The following is a 14,730-nucleotide window of genomic DNA, read 5'->3' on the forward strand; positions in this document are numbered from 1 at the left end:
CGACACGCCACACCCCACCCGGGGGTTCTCCTCACATCAAGCCGACACGCCTGCTACCAACGTCCTGGCCGAGTACAGCTAGGGCTTTAGGCCGGCCGGTGTCCGGCGTGCAGCGCGACGATGCCGCCGGTCAGGTTGCGCCACCGCACCGCCGACCATCCGGCCGCTGAAATCCGCGCCGCCAGCCCGGCCTGATCCGGCCACGCCCTGATCGACTCGGCGAGGTAGGAGTATGCCTCGGGGTTGCTCGACACCGCCCGCGCCACCCGCGGCAGCGCCCGCATCAGATATTCCTTGTAGACGTTCGCGAACAGCGCGTTGGTGGGAGTGGAGAACTCGCAGACCACCAACCGCCCGCCGGGGCGGGTGACGCGCAACATCTCACGCAGCGCGGCCTGGGTGTCGGCCACATTGCGCAACCCGAAGCTGATGGTGACCGCGTCGAACACCCCGTCGCCGAAGGGCAGCCTGGTGGCGTCGCCGGCGACCTTGGGCACCCTGCGCGCGGCGCCGGCCGCCAGCATGCCGACCGAGAAGTCGGCGGCCACACACCACGCCCCCGATCTCTGCAGCTCCACGGTGGATACGGCGGTCCCCGCGGCAAGGTCGAGCACCCTCTGGCCGGGCCCGATCCCCAACGCCGAGCGGGTGGCGCGCCGCCAGCGCCGGTCCTGGCCCAGCGACAGCACGGTGTTGGTCAGGTCGTACCGCCGCGCGACCCCGTCGAACATCGAGGCGACGTCCCGGGGGTCCTTGTCCAGCGCGGCGCGGCTCACGACGGCAACGGTACCGGCCGTGCGGGAATGCGGCGCCGACGAACGCGTTGTAGCGCTTCGTGGCTGAAAAAGTTTGGTTTATCACCGGTACATCACGGGGCTTCGGGCGGGCGTGGGCGATCGCCGCGCTGGAGCGGGGCGACAGGGTCGCCGCGACCGCGCGCGACACCGCGACGCTAAACGAGCTGGCGGAGAAATACGGCGACGCGCTGTTGCCGATCCGGCTGGACGTCACCGACCGCGACGCCGACTTCGCGGCGGTCGGGCGGGCGCACGACCACTTCGGGCGGCTGGACATCGTGGTCAACAACGCCGGCTACGGCCAGTTCGGCTTCGTCGAAGAGCTCTCCGAGCGGGAGGCGCGCGACCAGATCGAGACCAACGTGTTCGGCGCGCTGTGGGTCACCCAGGCCGCGCTGCCCTACCTGCGTGAGCGGGGCAGCGGGCACATCATCCAGGTGTCGTCGATCGGGGGCATCACCCCGTTCCCCGGGATCGGCGCCTACCACGCGTCCAAGTGGGCGCTGGAGGGCTTCTCGCAGGCGCTGGCCCGGGAGGTCGCCCCGTTCGGAATCCACGTGACCTTGATCGAGCCGGGCGGCTTCGACACCGACTGGGCCGGCCCCTCGGCCAAGCACGCCGATCCGCTGCCGGCGTACGACGACGTGCGCGCGGCCGTTCAGGCCGAACGCAGCAAGCGCTGGGCCGCCCCGGGCAACCCCGAGGCGTCCGCCGCGGCCCTGCTGAAGGTGGTCGACGCGCAGGAGCCGCCGCTGCGGGTGTTCTTCGGCGCCACCCCGCTTCAGACGACCAAGGCCGACTACGAGAGCCGGTTACGCAACTGGGAGCAGTGGCAGCCGGTCGCGGAGCTGGCGCAGGGCTGAACGCAAAGCCCTACTCGCCCAAGGCATAACGCTTGGCGGACACCCGCCGCCGGGTGAATGGCGGCAGCACCGCCTCGTAGTGGCCCAGCAGCTCGTCGCAGATGACCGGCCAGCTGCGGCCGAGCACGCTGCGCCGGGCGGCGGGCGCATAGCGGTGCCGTTCCGCGATCAGGTGATCGACGGCGCCGGGCAGCCGCGTCTCGAATTCGTTGACGGGCAACAGGAGTCCGGTGCGGTATGGCGCCACCAGGTCGCGCGGCCCGCCGGCATCCGGAGCGATGACCGGCAGCCCGGAGGCGAGCGCCTCCTGCACGACCTGACAAAACGTCTCGTGCTCTCCGGTGTGCACGAACACGTCCATGCTCGCGTAGGCGGCTGCCAGCTCGTCGCCGTACAGCGCGCCGGTGAAAACCGCTGTGGGCATGGCCGATTGCAGCTTGGCTTGGTCGACGCCGTCACCGACGACGACGACCTGCACCGAACCGGTGGCGCTGAGCGCAATCAGGCGCTCGACGTGTTTTTCCGGTGCCAGCCGGCCCACGAACCCGACGATCGGCTTGCCGTGCGGCGACCAGCGCCGCCTGAGCCCCTCGCTGCGCGCCGACGGCGCGAAGCGCAGCACGTCGACGCCGCGCGCCCACCGATGCACCCTTGGAAACCCATGTGCCACAAGGGATTCCATCGTGACGCTGGACGGCGCCAGGGTGCGGTCGGCGAGGCCGTGCAGGTGGCGGAACCACGCCCACGCCGCGCGGGTGGTCATCGGAATGCCGTAGCTCGCCGCGAAGCCGGGGACGTCGGTCTGGTACACCGCGACCGTCGGCACCTTGAGCCGGCGCGCCGCCAGCACCCCGCCGTAGCCGAGCAGCGCCGGCGACGCCAGGTGCACGACGTGCGGATCGAATCCGCGCAGCACCTTGAGCATTCGCGGCATCGGCACACCCAGCGGCAGCGTCGTCACCTTCGGGAACATGCGCGACGGCACCCGGTGCACCCGGATGCCGTCGTGAATGCGCTCGGCCCTGGGCCGGCCCGGCGGGTTGTCGGGTGCGATGACGAGGGCCTCGTGCCCCGTTTTGCGCAGGTGCTCTAAGACGCGCAGCACGGAATTGCTGACACCGTTGACATTGGGGAGGAACGACTCGGCGACGATAGCAACGCGCACGACACCACAATGTCAGGGTCGGCTGTCGCAAAGGTTGCCTACGGGCATACGTCGCGCGAAATCTGCTGGTCGGACGCCTCGTCGCGGCCGTCCAGCCACCTGTCCAGCAGCGCCAGGCCGACCAGGGCGCCCGCCGCGACCAGCCACGCCACCGCCGCGATCGAGCCCGCCGGGATGATCGCCAGCCCGGCGTTGCGGTGCTGCACCCGGACCAGGTTCGGATCCCGCTTGTTGTATTCGACGTAAATCCGCATGCCCGTCGCCAATTCGGACGGATACAACACCCCGAGCTCGGGCCGGTAGGTGACGCGCTCGGGCGTGACGAACTCGATGGTGGAGCGGCGCGGCCCGGCGCTGAGCACCTCGGCCCGCGCCACCCCCATGTTGTGTTGTATGGCAAGGTCGTCGCGCCAGGCGCCGGCCACCAGCAACACCGACTGCAGGGTGACCAAGGCGGTCACGATCAACACCGCGATCCGCGCCCACCGCAACGCAATCCGGGCCCGGGTCTTGGGAGGCTCGTCGCTGCGGCCGTGAATCAGGATGTGCAGCAACGCCTTTGGCGATATCATAGGGCCGCTTTGATCGCGGCGTGCAGCTGTCGCAGCGAGGACCGGTCGGCCTTGACCTCCAGCACCCGCATCCCGGCGCCCGGCTCGTCCAGGGCCGCGCCGAGCTCGTCGACCTCGATCTGCCGGCTCTCCACGTGGTAGGCGCGGCACAGCGCGCCTACGTCGACGTCGTGCGGGGTGCCGAACACCCGCGACGACACGTCGGAGAACCGGGGGTCGCCCTGCTCGAGCAGTTCGAAGATGCCCCCGCCGTTGTCGTTGGACACCACGATGGTCAGCTGCTGCGGTGTGGGTTCGGTGGGGCCGATGAGCAGGCCGGAGCTGTCGTGGACGAAGGTCAGGTCGCCGATGAGCGCCACGGTCCGCCCCTGGTGCGACTCCTCGTGGGCCAGAGCCGCCCCGATCGCCGTGGACACGGTGCCGTCGATGCCGGCCACGCCGCGGTTGGACCGCACCTTGATGCCGTGGGTGTCCAGACCGACCAGCGCCGCGTCGCGGACCGGGTTGGACGCGCCGAGCACCAGCTGGTCGCCGGGCCGCAGCGCGTCGGCGACGGCCGCGGCCACGTGCAGCCCGGTGGTCAGCGGGTGCGCCTCGAGCTGACCGCGCACCGCGGCGACGGCGTGCCGGTTGGCTTCCGCGCAGCGGTGCAGCCAGGCCGGGTGCGGGGCCCCGGACGTGACCGCCCGGGTGCCGGTGGCCTGCGAGTTGCCCGAGACGTCGGGCCAGCGCGGGCCGGTGGTCAGCGCATAGACCGGCACCTGCGGGTCGGCCAGCAGCGCCGACACCGGGCGGTGCAGCGTGGGGCGGCCGAGCATGATCACCTGCTTGGGCCGCAGCAGTGGCAGCGCCAGCGGGTGCAGCGGGTTGGCCGGGGCGGGTGCCGTCGGCTCGGCGACGGTGGGCAGCTGCGCCAGGTTGGGGTGTTCGCCGGCCCCGTGCCCGGCGATGACGACGGTGTCGGGCGACAGGTCGATGTCCAGCGGCTGATCGAAGGTGACCGGCGGCGTGTACGTCCAGGGCTTGCCGCCCGGCCGGCCCGCCGGGACGACGGCCCCGTGCGGCTCGGGGTCGGGCACCAGCGGCTCGCGCAGGGGGATGTCGAACTGCACCGGGCCCGCGTTGGCGCTGCGAGATCCCTTGGCGGCCACCAGGACCCGGCAGGTCGCCGATCGCCAGGTGGCGTTGAGCGCGTCCAGGCGCTCGGGCGCGTCCTCGGCCAGGCCCAGGCTGATCGTGGCCCGGACCTGGGTGCCGAAGTAGCCCAGCTGCTCCATGGTCTGGTTGGCCCCGGTGCCCAGCATTTCGTAGGGCCGGTTGGCCGACAGCACGATGAGCGGCACCCGGGCGTAGTTCGCCTCGACGACGGCCGGGCCGAGGTTGGCCACGGCGGTCCCCGACGTCATCGCGACACACACCGGCGCGCCGGCGGCGATCGCCAGCCCGATGGCCAGGTAGCCCGCGGTGCGCTCGTCGATGCGCACGTGCAGCCGGATGCGGCCGGACCGGTCGGCGTCGGCCAGCGCGAACGCCAGCGGCGCGTTGCGCGACCCTGGGCATAGCACCACGTCACGAACGCCGCCGCGGATCAGTTCGTCGACGACCACGCGGGCCTGTGTCGTCGAAGGGTTCACTCCTACAGGGTGTCATAACCGGCTGACCGCGCGGCGGGCGCGGAGTTTGCCGGGCGCGCGGCTAGGCCCGTACCCCGGCGAAGAACTGCAGCGCGGCGGTGTTGACGGCCTGCGGGCGCTCCAAAAACCCGAGGTGACCGGCGTCGGCGATCTGCAGGTAGCGGCCGTTGGGGATCGCGTCGGCAACCTCGCGTCCCAGGTGGGGCGGCGTCACGATGTCGTCGGAGAAGCCGATCACCAGCACCGGCGCGGCGATGCTGCGGTAGGCGGGCAACCGGTTGGTCTGCGGGGAGACGTCCAGCTGGCACCGTAGCCCCGGCGTCTGCTTGACCGGCCAGGTGGAAAACATCGCGATCCAGTCGGCGACGGCCGCGTCGTCGTTGATCGTCTTGCGCGAAAAGCTTTCCAGCAGACGGTTTCTCGCGTCCAGCGCGGGGGGCAGCTCGATCCCGGAGGCGTACAGCTCGGCCTCGGCGTCGTAGAAGAACTTCCGGGCGCGGTCCAAACGACCGCGGGTGGCCATCAGCACCGCCGAGCTGACCAGCTCGGGCCGCGCCACCATGAGCTCCTGCGCGATGTAGGAGCCCATGGACACCCCCACGAGGCGCGCGGGTGCCACGCCCAGCGACTCGATCAGCGCGGCGGTGTCGCCGACCATGGTTTGCGTCGTGAAGCCCTCGGCGTTTTCGGTGGCGCCGATCCCACGGTTGTCGAAGGTGATGCACCGGTATCCGGCGGCGGTAAACGCGGGGACCTGGTGGGGATGCCAGGTGCGTCCGGCGCCGCCGCGGCCGGCGATGAAGACCACCGGCTCACCGGACCCGCGATCGTCGTAAGCCAGGTTAATCACCCGGACGACGGTACAAGGAGCGGGTGGCAGGCCTTGACCCGGTCGATCCACCACTGCCGGCGCGCGGGCGGCGCGGCGAGCGCCTCCAGCCGTGCCGGGTCGGGCGTCACCGGCCCGACGCGAAGATAGCCGTCGACGGGCGCTGCGGGCTCGGCGACGTCTTCGGCGAACAGCCCGCCGGTGCCCAGGCCGCAGGCGTGGCAAAGGCCCGGCAGGGCCGCCGCGGCGGTCAGGCCGGCGGCGATGCCCACCGCCGAATCGAGCGCGCTGGAGACCACGATCGGGACGTCGATTCGCGCGGCGATGCCCAACAGCGCCGAGACGCCGCCCAGCGGGGCGACTTTGAGCACCGCGACGTCGGCGGCGCCGGCGCGGACCACGGCGAGCGGGTCGTCGGCCTTGCGGATGCTTTCGTCGGCCGCGATCGGCACGTCGACCCGGCGCCGCAGCGCGGCGAGCTCACCGACGCTCGCGCAGGGCTGTTCGAGGTATTCCAGCGGGCCGTCGGCGGTCAGCGCGGCCGCCGCCCGCGCCGCCTCCTCGACGCTCCACCCGCCGTTGGCGTCCACCCGCACGGTGGCGACCACCCGGCGCGCCGCGTTCACCCGTTCGACGTCGTCGGCGAGGGTTTGGCCGGGCTCGGCGACCTTCACCTTGGCGGTGCGGGCCCCGGGGAACCGGGCCAGCACCTCGGCGACCCGGGCGGCGGGCACGGCCGGCACGGTGGCGTTGATTTCGACGCGGTCCCGCAGCACCGGCGGTGGCGGGCGGTAGGCGCCCTCGACCGCCGACGCCAGCCAGTGTGCGGCCTCGGCGGGGCCGTATTCGAGGAACGCCCCGAACTCGCCCCAGCCGGCCGGGCCCTCGATCAGCGCGACCTCGCGGGTGGTGATGCCGCGGAACCGCACCCGCATCGGCAGCGCCACCACGTGCAGGCGCTCCACAAGGTCGTCGAGCGGGGGCCTCACCGCGGGTAGACCCGGCGGCCCGCCAGGAACGTCGCGCGGACCTCGAGATCGGCGATGTCCTCGGGCGGCACGGTGCGGGGATCGGCCGACAACACCACCAGGTCGGCGTACTTGCCGACCTGCAGCGAGCCGATCACTTCGTCGGCGAACAGCTGCCAGGCGGCGTCGATCGTCTGCGCCCGGATGGCCTGGTCGACCGTCAGGCGCTCCTCGGGCGCCAGCACCCGCCCGCTGGGCGCAGTCCGGGTCACGGCCACGCTGATGTTGCGCAGCGGCTCCTCGGGGGTGACCGGCGGGTCGTTGTGCAGCGAGATCCGCATCCCGGTGGCCACGGCGGAACCCGCTGGCATCCAACGCGATCCGCGCTCCGGGCCGAACAGGCCGTCGACGATGACGTCGCCCCAGTAGTGGATCTGGTCGACGAAGATGCTGCAGGTGACCCCGAGGCCGGCGGCCCTTCGCAGCTGGTCGGGGCGGATGGCGCCGACGTGCTCGAGGCGCAGGCGGTGGTCGTCGCGCGGGTGGCGGCGCAACGCCTCCTCGTAGACGTCGAGGATGGTGTCCACCCCGGCGTCGCCCTGCACGTGGCAGGCCATCGGCCAGCCGAGCGGGAAGTACGCGCCGACGATCTCGGCGAGCTGCTCGCGGGTGTAGTTGGCGTGCCCGCAGGAACCCGGCCGCACCCCGATGGTGCGGGTGGCGTCGGTGTCGAGGTACGGGAAGGACAGCGCGATGTTGCCGACCCACGGCGAGCCGTCCACCCAGATCTTGATGCCGACCTGGCGCAGCATGTCGTCGCCCTCGCCGGGGCTGGCGTCGGTGCGCATCCGCGGGTTGGAGATCTCGTAGGTGCGCAGCCGGACCGTCAGCTCGCCGCGCAGCTGCTCGACCAGCGGCCGAAACCCCGGGTCGAAGGCCATCTCGGAGCAGGTGGTCAGGCCGGCGCGGTTCAGGCGGGCGCACTCGGCCAGCAGCATCCCCGGGTAATCCCCGGGCGCGATGGCGCCCGCGAGCAGCGGAAAGACGGCGCCGGTTTCCTCGGCGGTGCCGTCGAGCTCGCCGGTGGCGTCGCGGCCGAACTTCGCGCCCTTGGGGTCCGGGGTGTCGCGGTTCAGGCCGGCGGCCCGGGCGGCGTGCGAATTGAAGTAGGCCTTGTGTCCCGAGTTGTGGATGATCACCAGCGGCCCGTCCGGGGCGATCTCGTCGAGCCAGGCCAGCGTCGGCTCTGGTAGCCCGGGCTGCAGCAGCGGGTCCCAGCCGTTGAGGTAGGCGCCGTCGGCTTTCCGCGCGGCCGCCTCGCGGGCGACCGCGCCGACGACGTCGGCCGCGCCGCGCATGGTGACCGGCCGGATGTCGACGATGCGGTCCGACAGGGCCACCGCCTCCATCAACGGATGCCCGTGCGCCTCAACGAATCCCGGCATGACGCAGCCGCCAGCGAAATCGAGGGTCTGGGTGTCGGGGCCGATGTGGCCGGCGACCTCGGCGCGGGTTCCGACGGCGACGATGCGCCCGTCGGCGACCGCCAGCGCCTCGGCGGTGGGGCGGGCGTCGTCGACGGTCAGCAGGGTTCCGGTGACGACGAGATCTGCGGCGGGCACGAGCGTCGATCCTAGTGATCCGCGGGGTTGCCCAGGGGGCGGCTGAGCAGAATTGCAACACGTTCTAGTCTTGGCCGTGACGCGCGTCGGCGACGATGCAGAACGAAGCGATGAGGAGGAGCGGCGCCATGGGCGACGAGCTGTTGCGCAACCCGACCCATAACGGCCACATGCTGGTGGGCGCGCTCAAGCGCCACAAGGACAAGCCCGTGCTCTTCCTCGGCGACACCACCCTGACCGGCGGTCAGATGGCCGACAAGATCAGCCAGTACATCCAGGCGTTCGAGGCGCTGGGCGCCGGCACCGGCGTCGCGGTCGGGCTGCTGTCGCTCAACCGCCCCGAGGTGCTGATGATCATCGGCGCCGGCCAGACCCAGGGCTACCGGCGCACCGCGCTGCACCCGCTCGGTTCGCTGGACGACCACGCCTACGTGCTGTCGGACGCCGGGATCAGCTCGCTGATCATCGACCCCATCCCGATGTTCGTGGAGCGCGCCCTGGGGCTGCTCGAAAGGGTGCCGTCGCTCAACCAGATCCTGACGATCGGCCCGGTGCCGGAGGCGCTGCGCGGCGTCGCCGTCGACCTGTCGGCCGAGGCCGACAAGTACGACCCCCGGCCGCTGACCGCCCGAGACCTGCCGCCGGATCAGGTCATCGGGCTGACCTACACCGGCGGCACCACCGGCAAGCCCAAGGGCGTGATGGGCACCGCGCAGTCGATCTCGACGATGACGATGATCCAGCTGGCCGAATGGGAATGGCCCGAGGAGCCGCGGTTTTTGATGGTCACCCCGCTGTCTCACGCCGGGGCGGCGTATTTCCTGCCCACCCTGGTCAAGGGCGGCCAAATGTACGTGCTGCCCAAGTTCGATCCGGCCGAGGTCCTGAAAACCATTGAGGAAAAACGGATCACGGCCACCTTCGTGGTGCCGTCGATGCTGTATGCGCTCATGGACCACCCCGATTCGCACACCCGCGACCTGTCGTCGCTAAAGACCGTGTATTACGGGGCGTCGGCGATCAACCCGGTGCGGCTGGCCGAGGCGATCAGCCGGTTCGGCAAGATCTTCGCCCAGAACTACGGGCAGTCCGAGGCGCCGATGGCGATCACCTACCTGGCCAAGGGCGATCACGACGAGAAGCGGCTGACCTCGTGCGGGCGTCCGACGCTGTTCGCGCGGGTGGCGCTGCTCGGCGAGGACGGCAAGCCGGTGCCGCAGGGCGAGCCGGGCGAAATCTGTGTCAGCGGGCCGCTTTTGGCCGGCGGGTACTGGAATTTGCCCGAGGAGACGTCGCGGACTTTCAAAGACGGCTGGCTGCACACCGGCGACATGGCCCGCGAGGACGAAGACGGCTTCTACCACATCGTCGACCGGGTCAAGGACATGATCGTCACCGGCGGCTTCAACGTGTTCCCGCGCGAGGTCGAGGACGTCGTGGCCGAGCACCCGGCCGTCGCGCAGGTGTGCGTGGTCGGGGCGCCCGACGAGAAGTGGGGCGAGGCCGTCACCGCGGTGGTGGTGCTGCGCGCCGACGCGCCGCGCGACGAGGCCGCGATCGAGGCGATGACCGCCGAGATCCAGGCCGCGGTCAAGGAACGCAAGGGCTCGGTGCAGTCGCCCAAACGGGTGGTCATCGCCGAGTCGCTGCCCGTCACCGGCCTGGGCAAGCCTGACAAGAAGGCCGTGCGGGCCCAGTTCTGGGAGGGCGCCGGCCGCGCCGTCGGCTAGGTTTCGGGCCCCGACCCCGCGGCCTCAGGCGGCGATCCCGGCCAGCAACAGGTCGAGCATGCGGCCGGTCTGTTCCGGTGAGCCACTGACCAGGAAGATCCCGTGCAGGCTGGACACCACGTCGCCGGCCTGGACGTCGGCGCGCAGGGTTCCGTCGTCGGCGCCGGCGCGTAGCAGCAGATCGACCGCACCGACGATGCTGTCGAGGGTCTGGCTGCGCTCGATGGCCCCCGAATCGAAGATGGCGTGCAACGACTCGGCCATGCCGCGCTTTGCGGCCACGAAGCTGGCGTAGCGGTCCATCCACCGTCGCAGGGCGGTCTTGGGCCGGTGGTGGGTGAGGAGTTGCCGGGCCGCCGCCGCCACGTCGGCCAGCTCGGCGCGGTACACCGCCTCGACAAGCGCCTCGCGGCTGGGGAAATGGCGGTACAGCGTGCCGATCCCGACCCCCGCTTCGCGCGCGATCGACTCGAGCGACACCGGCTGTCCGTCCCCGGCGGCGAACGCCGCGGTCGCGACCTCGAGGAGTCTCTCGCGATTCCGGCGCGCGTCCGATCGCATCGAATCCGCCAAGCGGAGGCACCTCCGTTTCGTGCTAGGCTGCGGTCATGCGGAGGCCCCTCCGCTTTTGTCCAGTGTGACGGGAGCACCATGACAGAGCAATCCCACCCCGGCGGCCTCGGCGCCATCGGCGGCACGCCGGTGGCCCGCATCGGCTACGGCGCCATGCAACTGTTCGAGGCATCGCCCGACGACGCCGCGGCGGTGCTGCGCCGCGCGGTCGAACTCGGTGTCAACCACATCGACACCGCGTCCTTCTACGGCCCCGGGGAGGTGAACCGCCGGATCCGCGCCGCACTGTCGCCCTACCCCGGCGACCTCGTCATCGTCAGCAAGGTCGGTGCGCGCTACACCGGTGCAGACCCGATGCCCCTCGCGCCGGCCCAGCGGCCGGCCGAGCTGCGCGCCGCGGTCGAGGACGACCTGCGCCAGCTCGGCCTCGACTGCGTGCCGGTGGTCAACCTGCGCCGCCTCGACCTGCCGCCGACCATACCCGCCGGGGACGACGAGGTCGTCGACCTCGACGACCAGCTGGCCGAGATGATCGCGCTGCGCGACGAGGGCAAGATCGGCGCGATCGGGGTCAGCAGCGTGCCACTCGACGTGGTGCGACGCGCACTGCCCGCGGGTATCGCCTGCGTGCAAAACTCCTACAGCCTGCTTGACCGCTCGCAGGAAAAGACCGTGGCGTTGTGCGCGGCCGAAGGCATCGCCTGGGTGCCGTTCTTTCCGCTCGGGTCGGCGTTCCCGGGTGTCCCCAAGGTCACCGACAACCCGGTCGCGGCCGAGATCGCCGGTGAACTCGGCGTCACACCGGCCCAGGTCGGGTTGGCGTGGCTGCTGGCGCACGCGCCGACCACGTTGCTGATCCCCGGCACGCGGTCGGTCGCGCACCTCGCGGAGAACGTCGCAGCGGCCGGCGTCACGCTGGGCGCCGGGGCGCTAAAACGACTGGACGCTGTCGCCCCACCCAGTCACGGGTAACGTCGCTGCCGTGGGCAACAGCGAGCGAGTCAAGCCGCCGTGGTGGCTGAAACCTGCCAACAAGCTGTTCATCGGAATGTCGCGGCTGGGCCTGAGTTTCGGCGGCGAGAGCCCGGTGGTGTTGACGGTGCGGGGCCGCAAGTCCGGCCGCGAGCGGTCGACGCCGGTGACCCCGATGACCGTCGGCGGCCACCAGTACCTGGTCGCCGGATTCCCCGGCGCCGACTGGGTGGCCAACGCGCGCGCCGCGGGCCGGGCGAGGCTGGCCCGCGGCCGCCGCGTCCAGACGGTGCGGATGGTGGAGCTGCCGCCCGGCGACGCGCGGCCGATCCTGCGGGCCTTCCCCACCGAGGTGCCCACCGGCGTGGGCTTCATGAAGCGCGCCGGGCTCGTCACCGAGGGTCGCCCCGAGGAGTTCGAAGCTTTGGCCGGGCGCTGCGCGGTGTTCCGGCTCGACCCGGTGTAGCCCCATGCGGCGCGTGCTGGCGGTGTCGCTGTTGCTCGCGGCATGCCTGGGTGCCCCGGCCGGGCGGTCCTTCGCAGCGACGGGCTGCGCGCCAGGCGGCGCCCCCGCGCCGGCCGGGGCGGCGCAGCGCACGGTCGGCGACCTCGACTGGGACGGCCAGGCCGACAGCCTGTGGGTAGGCCAAATCCGGGACGGCGGCCGCACCGAGCGAGTCGTCGGCGTCACGACGGCCAGCGGCGCCACCTCCGACGTGCGGGTGGCCTCGGCGAGCCCAATCCCGTTGTCCGCCTTGGCCATTGATGCCCAGCAGGATGGACAGCACCAGATCATCGTCAGCGACGGTCGCGGCGCGCACCTCTACGCGTTCGCCGACTGCCGGATCCAGACCGTCGCCGACAACCAGGGCGCGCCGTTTCTGTTCGACCTGGAAAACCTGCGCGACCGCGGCACCGGGATCGGTTGCGGCGACCTCGGCCCGCCGTCGGCCGGCCGGCACCTGGTCGCGCTGCAGGCCCGCAACGACGGCCAGTGGACCGTCCGCCGCACCGAGATCGACCTGAACGGCACGCTGGCCACCATCGGGGCGTCCGACACCGTGACGGCCGCCTCCGCGCAGGATCCGGCGGTGACCTCCGCGCAGACCATCAGCTGCGGCGACCTCACCATGAGCAAGGACGGAGTTCAACAGCCTTGAGCGACAACCCATTCGACGCGCGGGCCTGGCGCGAAGTCGACGGCTTCGGCGATCTGACCGACATCACCTACCACCGCCACGTCTCCGACGCCACGGTGCGGGTGGCGTTCAACCGGCCCGAGGTGCGCAACGCGTTTCGGCCCCACACCGTCGACGAGCTGTACCGCGCGCTCGACCACGCCCGGATGTCGCCCGACGTGGGCGTGGTGCTGCTGACCGGCAACGGCCCGTCGCCCGAGGACGGCGGCTGGGCCTTCTGCTCCGGCGGCGACCAGCGCATCCGCGGCCGCTCCGGCTACCAGTACGCCAGCGGCGAGACCGCGGACACTATCGACGCGGCCCGGGCGGGCCGGCTGCACATCCTCGAGGTGCAGCGGCTGATCCGCTTCATGCCCAAGGTGGTCATCTGCCTGGTCAACGGGTGGGCCGCCGGCGGCGGGCACAGCCTGCACGTGGTCTGCGACCTCACCCTGGCCAGCCGCGAGCACGCCCGCTTCAAGCAGACCGACGCCGACGTCGGCAGCTTCGACGGCGGCTACGGCAGCGCGTACCTGGCCCGCCAGGTCGGCCAGAAGTTCGCCCGAGAGATCTTCTTTCTGGGCCGCACCTACAGCGCCGCGCAGATGCACCGGATGGGGGCGGTCAACGAGGTGGTCGACCACGCCGACCTGGAGCGGGTCGGCGTCGAATGGGCCGCCGAGATCAACGCGAAATCCCCTCAGGCGCAGCGGATGCTGAAGTTCGCGTTCAACCTGCTCGACGACGGGCTGGTGGGCCAGCAGCTCTTCGCCGGCGAGGCCACCCGGCTGGCCTACATGACTGACGAGGCCGTCGAGGGCCGCGACGCGTTCCTCGAGAAACGCGCCCCGGATTGGAGCGCGTTCCCGCGCTATTTCTAAAGCTGCAGCCGCGCCCACCTAGACTTCCGTCGTGTGAGCAAGAGTCCCCTCCGCCGGTTCACCGACCAGATCGTGCTGGCCAGCATGCGTCCGCCGATGTCACCGCAGGTGCTGGTCAACCGGCCCGCGATCAAGCCCGTCGACCTCGACGGCAAGCGCATCGTGCTCACCGGGGCGTCGTCGGGCATCGGCGAGGCCGGGGCCGAGCAGCTGGCAGGCAAAGGCGCCACCGTGGTCGTCGTCGCGCGCCGCGGCGACCTGCTCGACGCGCTGGCCGACCGGATCGCCGCCGCGGGCGGCGCCGCGATACCGATCCCCTGCGACGTGTCGGACCTCGACGCCGTCGACGCGCTGGTCGCCGACGTCGAAAAGCGCCTCGGCGGCGTCGACATCCTGATCAACAACGCCGGGCGGTCCATCCGCCGGCCGCTGGCCGAGTCGCTGGAGCGCTGGCACGACGTCGAGCGGACCATGGTGCTCAACTACTACGCGCCGCTGCGCCTGATCCGCGGGTTCGCGCCCGGGATGCTCGACCGCGGCGACGGCCACGTCATCAACGTCTCGACGTGGGGCGTGCTGTCGGAGGCGTCGCCGCTGTTCTCGGTCTACAACGCGTCGAAGGCCGCGCTCTCGGCGGTGAGCCGGGTGGTGGAGACGGAGTGGGGCCGCCGGGGCGTGCATTCGACCACGCTGTACTACCCGCTGGTGGCCACGCCGATGATCGCGCCGACCAAGGCCTACCAGGGGGTCCCCGCGCTGACGTCCGAGGAGGCCGCCGAATGGATGGTCACCGCGGCCCGCACCCGTCCGGTGCGGATCGCGCCCCGGATGGCGATCGCCGCCAAGGCGCTGGACACCTTCGGCCCCCGCTGGGTCAACACGCTCATGCAGCGGCAGGGCATCCAGCCCAACCGCGACGGCGCCGCCTGACCCCGCCGTGATAGAC

15 protein-coding genes are annotated in these 14,730 nt (G+C 71.7%); 7 read left to right on the forward strand and 8 right to left on the reverse strand.

Features of this window, described 5'->3' with window-relative positions:
- Positions 1–86: 86 nt before the first annotated feature.
- The gene (locus AWC19_RS17820; protein ID WP_085079388.1) at positions 87–776 is read right to left on the reverse strand and encodes a demethylmenaquinone methyltransferase; all 690 of its coding nucleotides are present in this window, start codon (positions 774–776) and stop codon (positions 87–89) included.
- 59 nt (positions 777–835) lie between these two features.
- On the opposite strand from AWC19_RS17820, the gene AWC19_RS17825 reads away from it, so the two are divergent.
- Positions 836–1,660: an SDR family oxidoreductase gene (locus AWC19_RS17825; RefSeq protein ID WP_085079389.1), complete on the forward strand. Its 825-nt coding sequence runs from the start codon at positions 836–838 to the stop codon at positions 1,658–1,660.
- A 10-nt stretch (positions 1,661–1,670) separates the two neighbouring features.
- On the opposite strand, the gene AWC19_RS17830 is transcribed toward AWC19_RS17825, so the two are convergent.
- The 6 genes from AWC19_RS17830 to AWC19_RS17855 all read right to left on the reverse strand — a co-directional run bounded on the left by AWC19_RS17830 (position 1,671) and on the right by AWC19_RS17855 (position 8,450).
- Positions 1,671–2,825, reverse strand: coding sequence for a glycosyltransferase family 4 protein (locus AWC19_RS17830; RefSeq protein WP_085079390.1), 1,155 nt, complete (start codon positions 2,823–2,825; stop codon positions 1,671–1,673).
- Positions 2,826–2,863: 38 nt separating this feature from the next.
- Entirely contained in the window at positions 2,864–3,397 is a 534-nt protein-coding gene (locus tag AWC19_RS17835; RefSeq protein WP_085079391.1) for a DUF3592 domain-containing protein, read from the reverse strand.
- A complete protein-coding gene (gene menD, locus AWC19_RS17840) occupies positions 3,394–5,031 on the reverse strand; it encodes a 2-succinyl-5-enolpyruvyl-6-hydroxy-3-cyclohexene-1-carboxylic-acid synthase (RefSeq protein ID WP_085079392.1) in 1,638 nt (545 codons plus the stop codon). The genes AWC19_RS17835 and menD overlap by 4 nt, the downstream gene beginning before the upstream one ends.
- Before the next feature lie 61 nt (positions 5,032–5,092).
- Positions 5,093–5,881 carry an alpha/beta fold hydrolase gene (locus tag AWC19_RS17845; protein ID WP_085079393.1) on the reverse strand — a complete coding sequence of 263 codons (789 nt, stop codon included), beginning with the start codon at positions 5,879–5,881 and terminating at the stop codon, positions 5,093–5,095.
- Positions 5,878–6,795, reverse strand: coding sequence for an o-succinylbenzoate synthase (locus AWC19_RS17850; protein WP_372508711.1), 918 nt, complete (start codon positions 6,793–6,795; stop codon positions 5,878–5,880). Before AWC19_RS17850 ends, AWC19_RS17845 begins: the two co-directional genes overlap by 4 nt.
- A gap of 50 nt (positions 6,796–6,845) precedes the next feature.
- Positions 6,846–8,450 (reverse strand): amidohydrolase, encoded by a 1,605-nt coding sequence (locus AWC19_RS17855; protein ID WP_085079395.1) that lies wholly within the window; start codon positions 8,448–8,450, stop codon positions 6,846–6,848.
- A 95-nt stretch (positions 8,451–8,545) separates the two neighbouring features.
- On the opposite strand from AWC19_RS17855, the gene fadD8 reads away from it, so the two are divergent.
- Complete coding sequence (fadD8, locus tag AWC19_RS17860; RefSeq protein WP_372508710.1) at positions 8,546–10,180, forward strand: fatty-acid--CoA ligase FadD8; 1,635 nt, start codon at positions 8,546–8,548, stop codon at positions 10,178–10,180.
- Positions 10,181–10,204: 24 nt separating this feature from the next.
- Here the strand turns inward: fadD8 and AWC19_RS17865 are convergent, their stop codons facing one another.
- The gene (locus AWC19_RS17865; protein ID WP_085079423.1) at positions 10,205–10,741 is read right to left on the reverse strand and encodes a TetR/AcrR family transcriptional regulator; all 537 of its coding nucleotides are present in this window, start codon (positions 10,739–10,741) and stop codon (positions 10,205–10,207) included.
- 90 nt (positions 10,742–10,831) lie between these two features.
- Between AWC19_RS17865 and AWC19_RS17870 the strand changes: the two genes are divergently transcribed.
- Genes AWC19_RS17870 through AWC19_RS17890 form a run of 5 tightly spaced genes read left to right on the forward strand, consistent with a single transcriptional unit; the run spans position 10,832 to position 14,714 of the window.
- Positions 10,832–11,725 (forward strand): aldo/keto reductase, encoded by an 894-nt coding sequence (locus tag AWC19_RS17870; RefSeq protein ID WP_085079397.1) that lies wholly within the window; start codon positions 10,832–10,834, stop codon positions 11,723–11,725.
- Positions 11,726–11,735: 10 nt separating this feature from the next.
- Entirely contained in the window at positions 11,736–12,191 is a 456-nt protein-coding gene (locus AWC19_RS17875) for a nitroreductase family deazaflavin-dependent oxidoreductase (RefSeq protein ID WP_085079398.1), read from the forward strand.
- 4 nt (positions 12,192–12,195) lie between these two features.
- Positions 12,196–12,885, forward strand: a complete 690-nt coding sequence (locus AWC19_RS17880; RefSeq protein WP_085079399.1) for a hypothetical protein — start codon at positions 12,196–12,198, stop codon at positions 12,883–12,885.
- On the forward strand, positions 12,882–13,784 hold the full coding sequence (locus tag AWC19_RS17885; RefSeq protein ID WP_085079400.1) for a 1,4-dihydroxy-2-naphthoyl-CoA synthase: 903 nt from the start codon (positions 12,882–12,884) through the stop codon (positions 13,782–13,784). The genes AWC19_RS17880 and AWC19_RS17885 overlap by 4 nt, the downstream gene beginning before the upstream one ends.
- A gap of 33 nt (positions 13,785–13,817) precedes the next feature.
- The gene (locus AWC19_RS17890) at positions 13,818–14,714 is read left to right on the forward strand and encodes an SDR family oxidoreductase (protein ID WP_085079401.1); all 897 of its coding nucleotides are present in this window, start codon (positions 13,818–13,820) and stop codon (positions 14,712–14,714) included.
- Positions 14,715–14,730 lie beyond the last annotated feature (16 nt).

Source organism: Mycobacterium palustre (assembly GCF_002101785.1).
Classification (GTDB): Bacteria; Actinomycetota; Actinomycetes; order Mycobacteriales; family Mycobacteriaceae; genus Mycobacterium; species Mycobacterium palustre.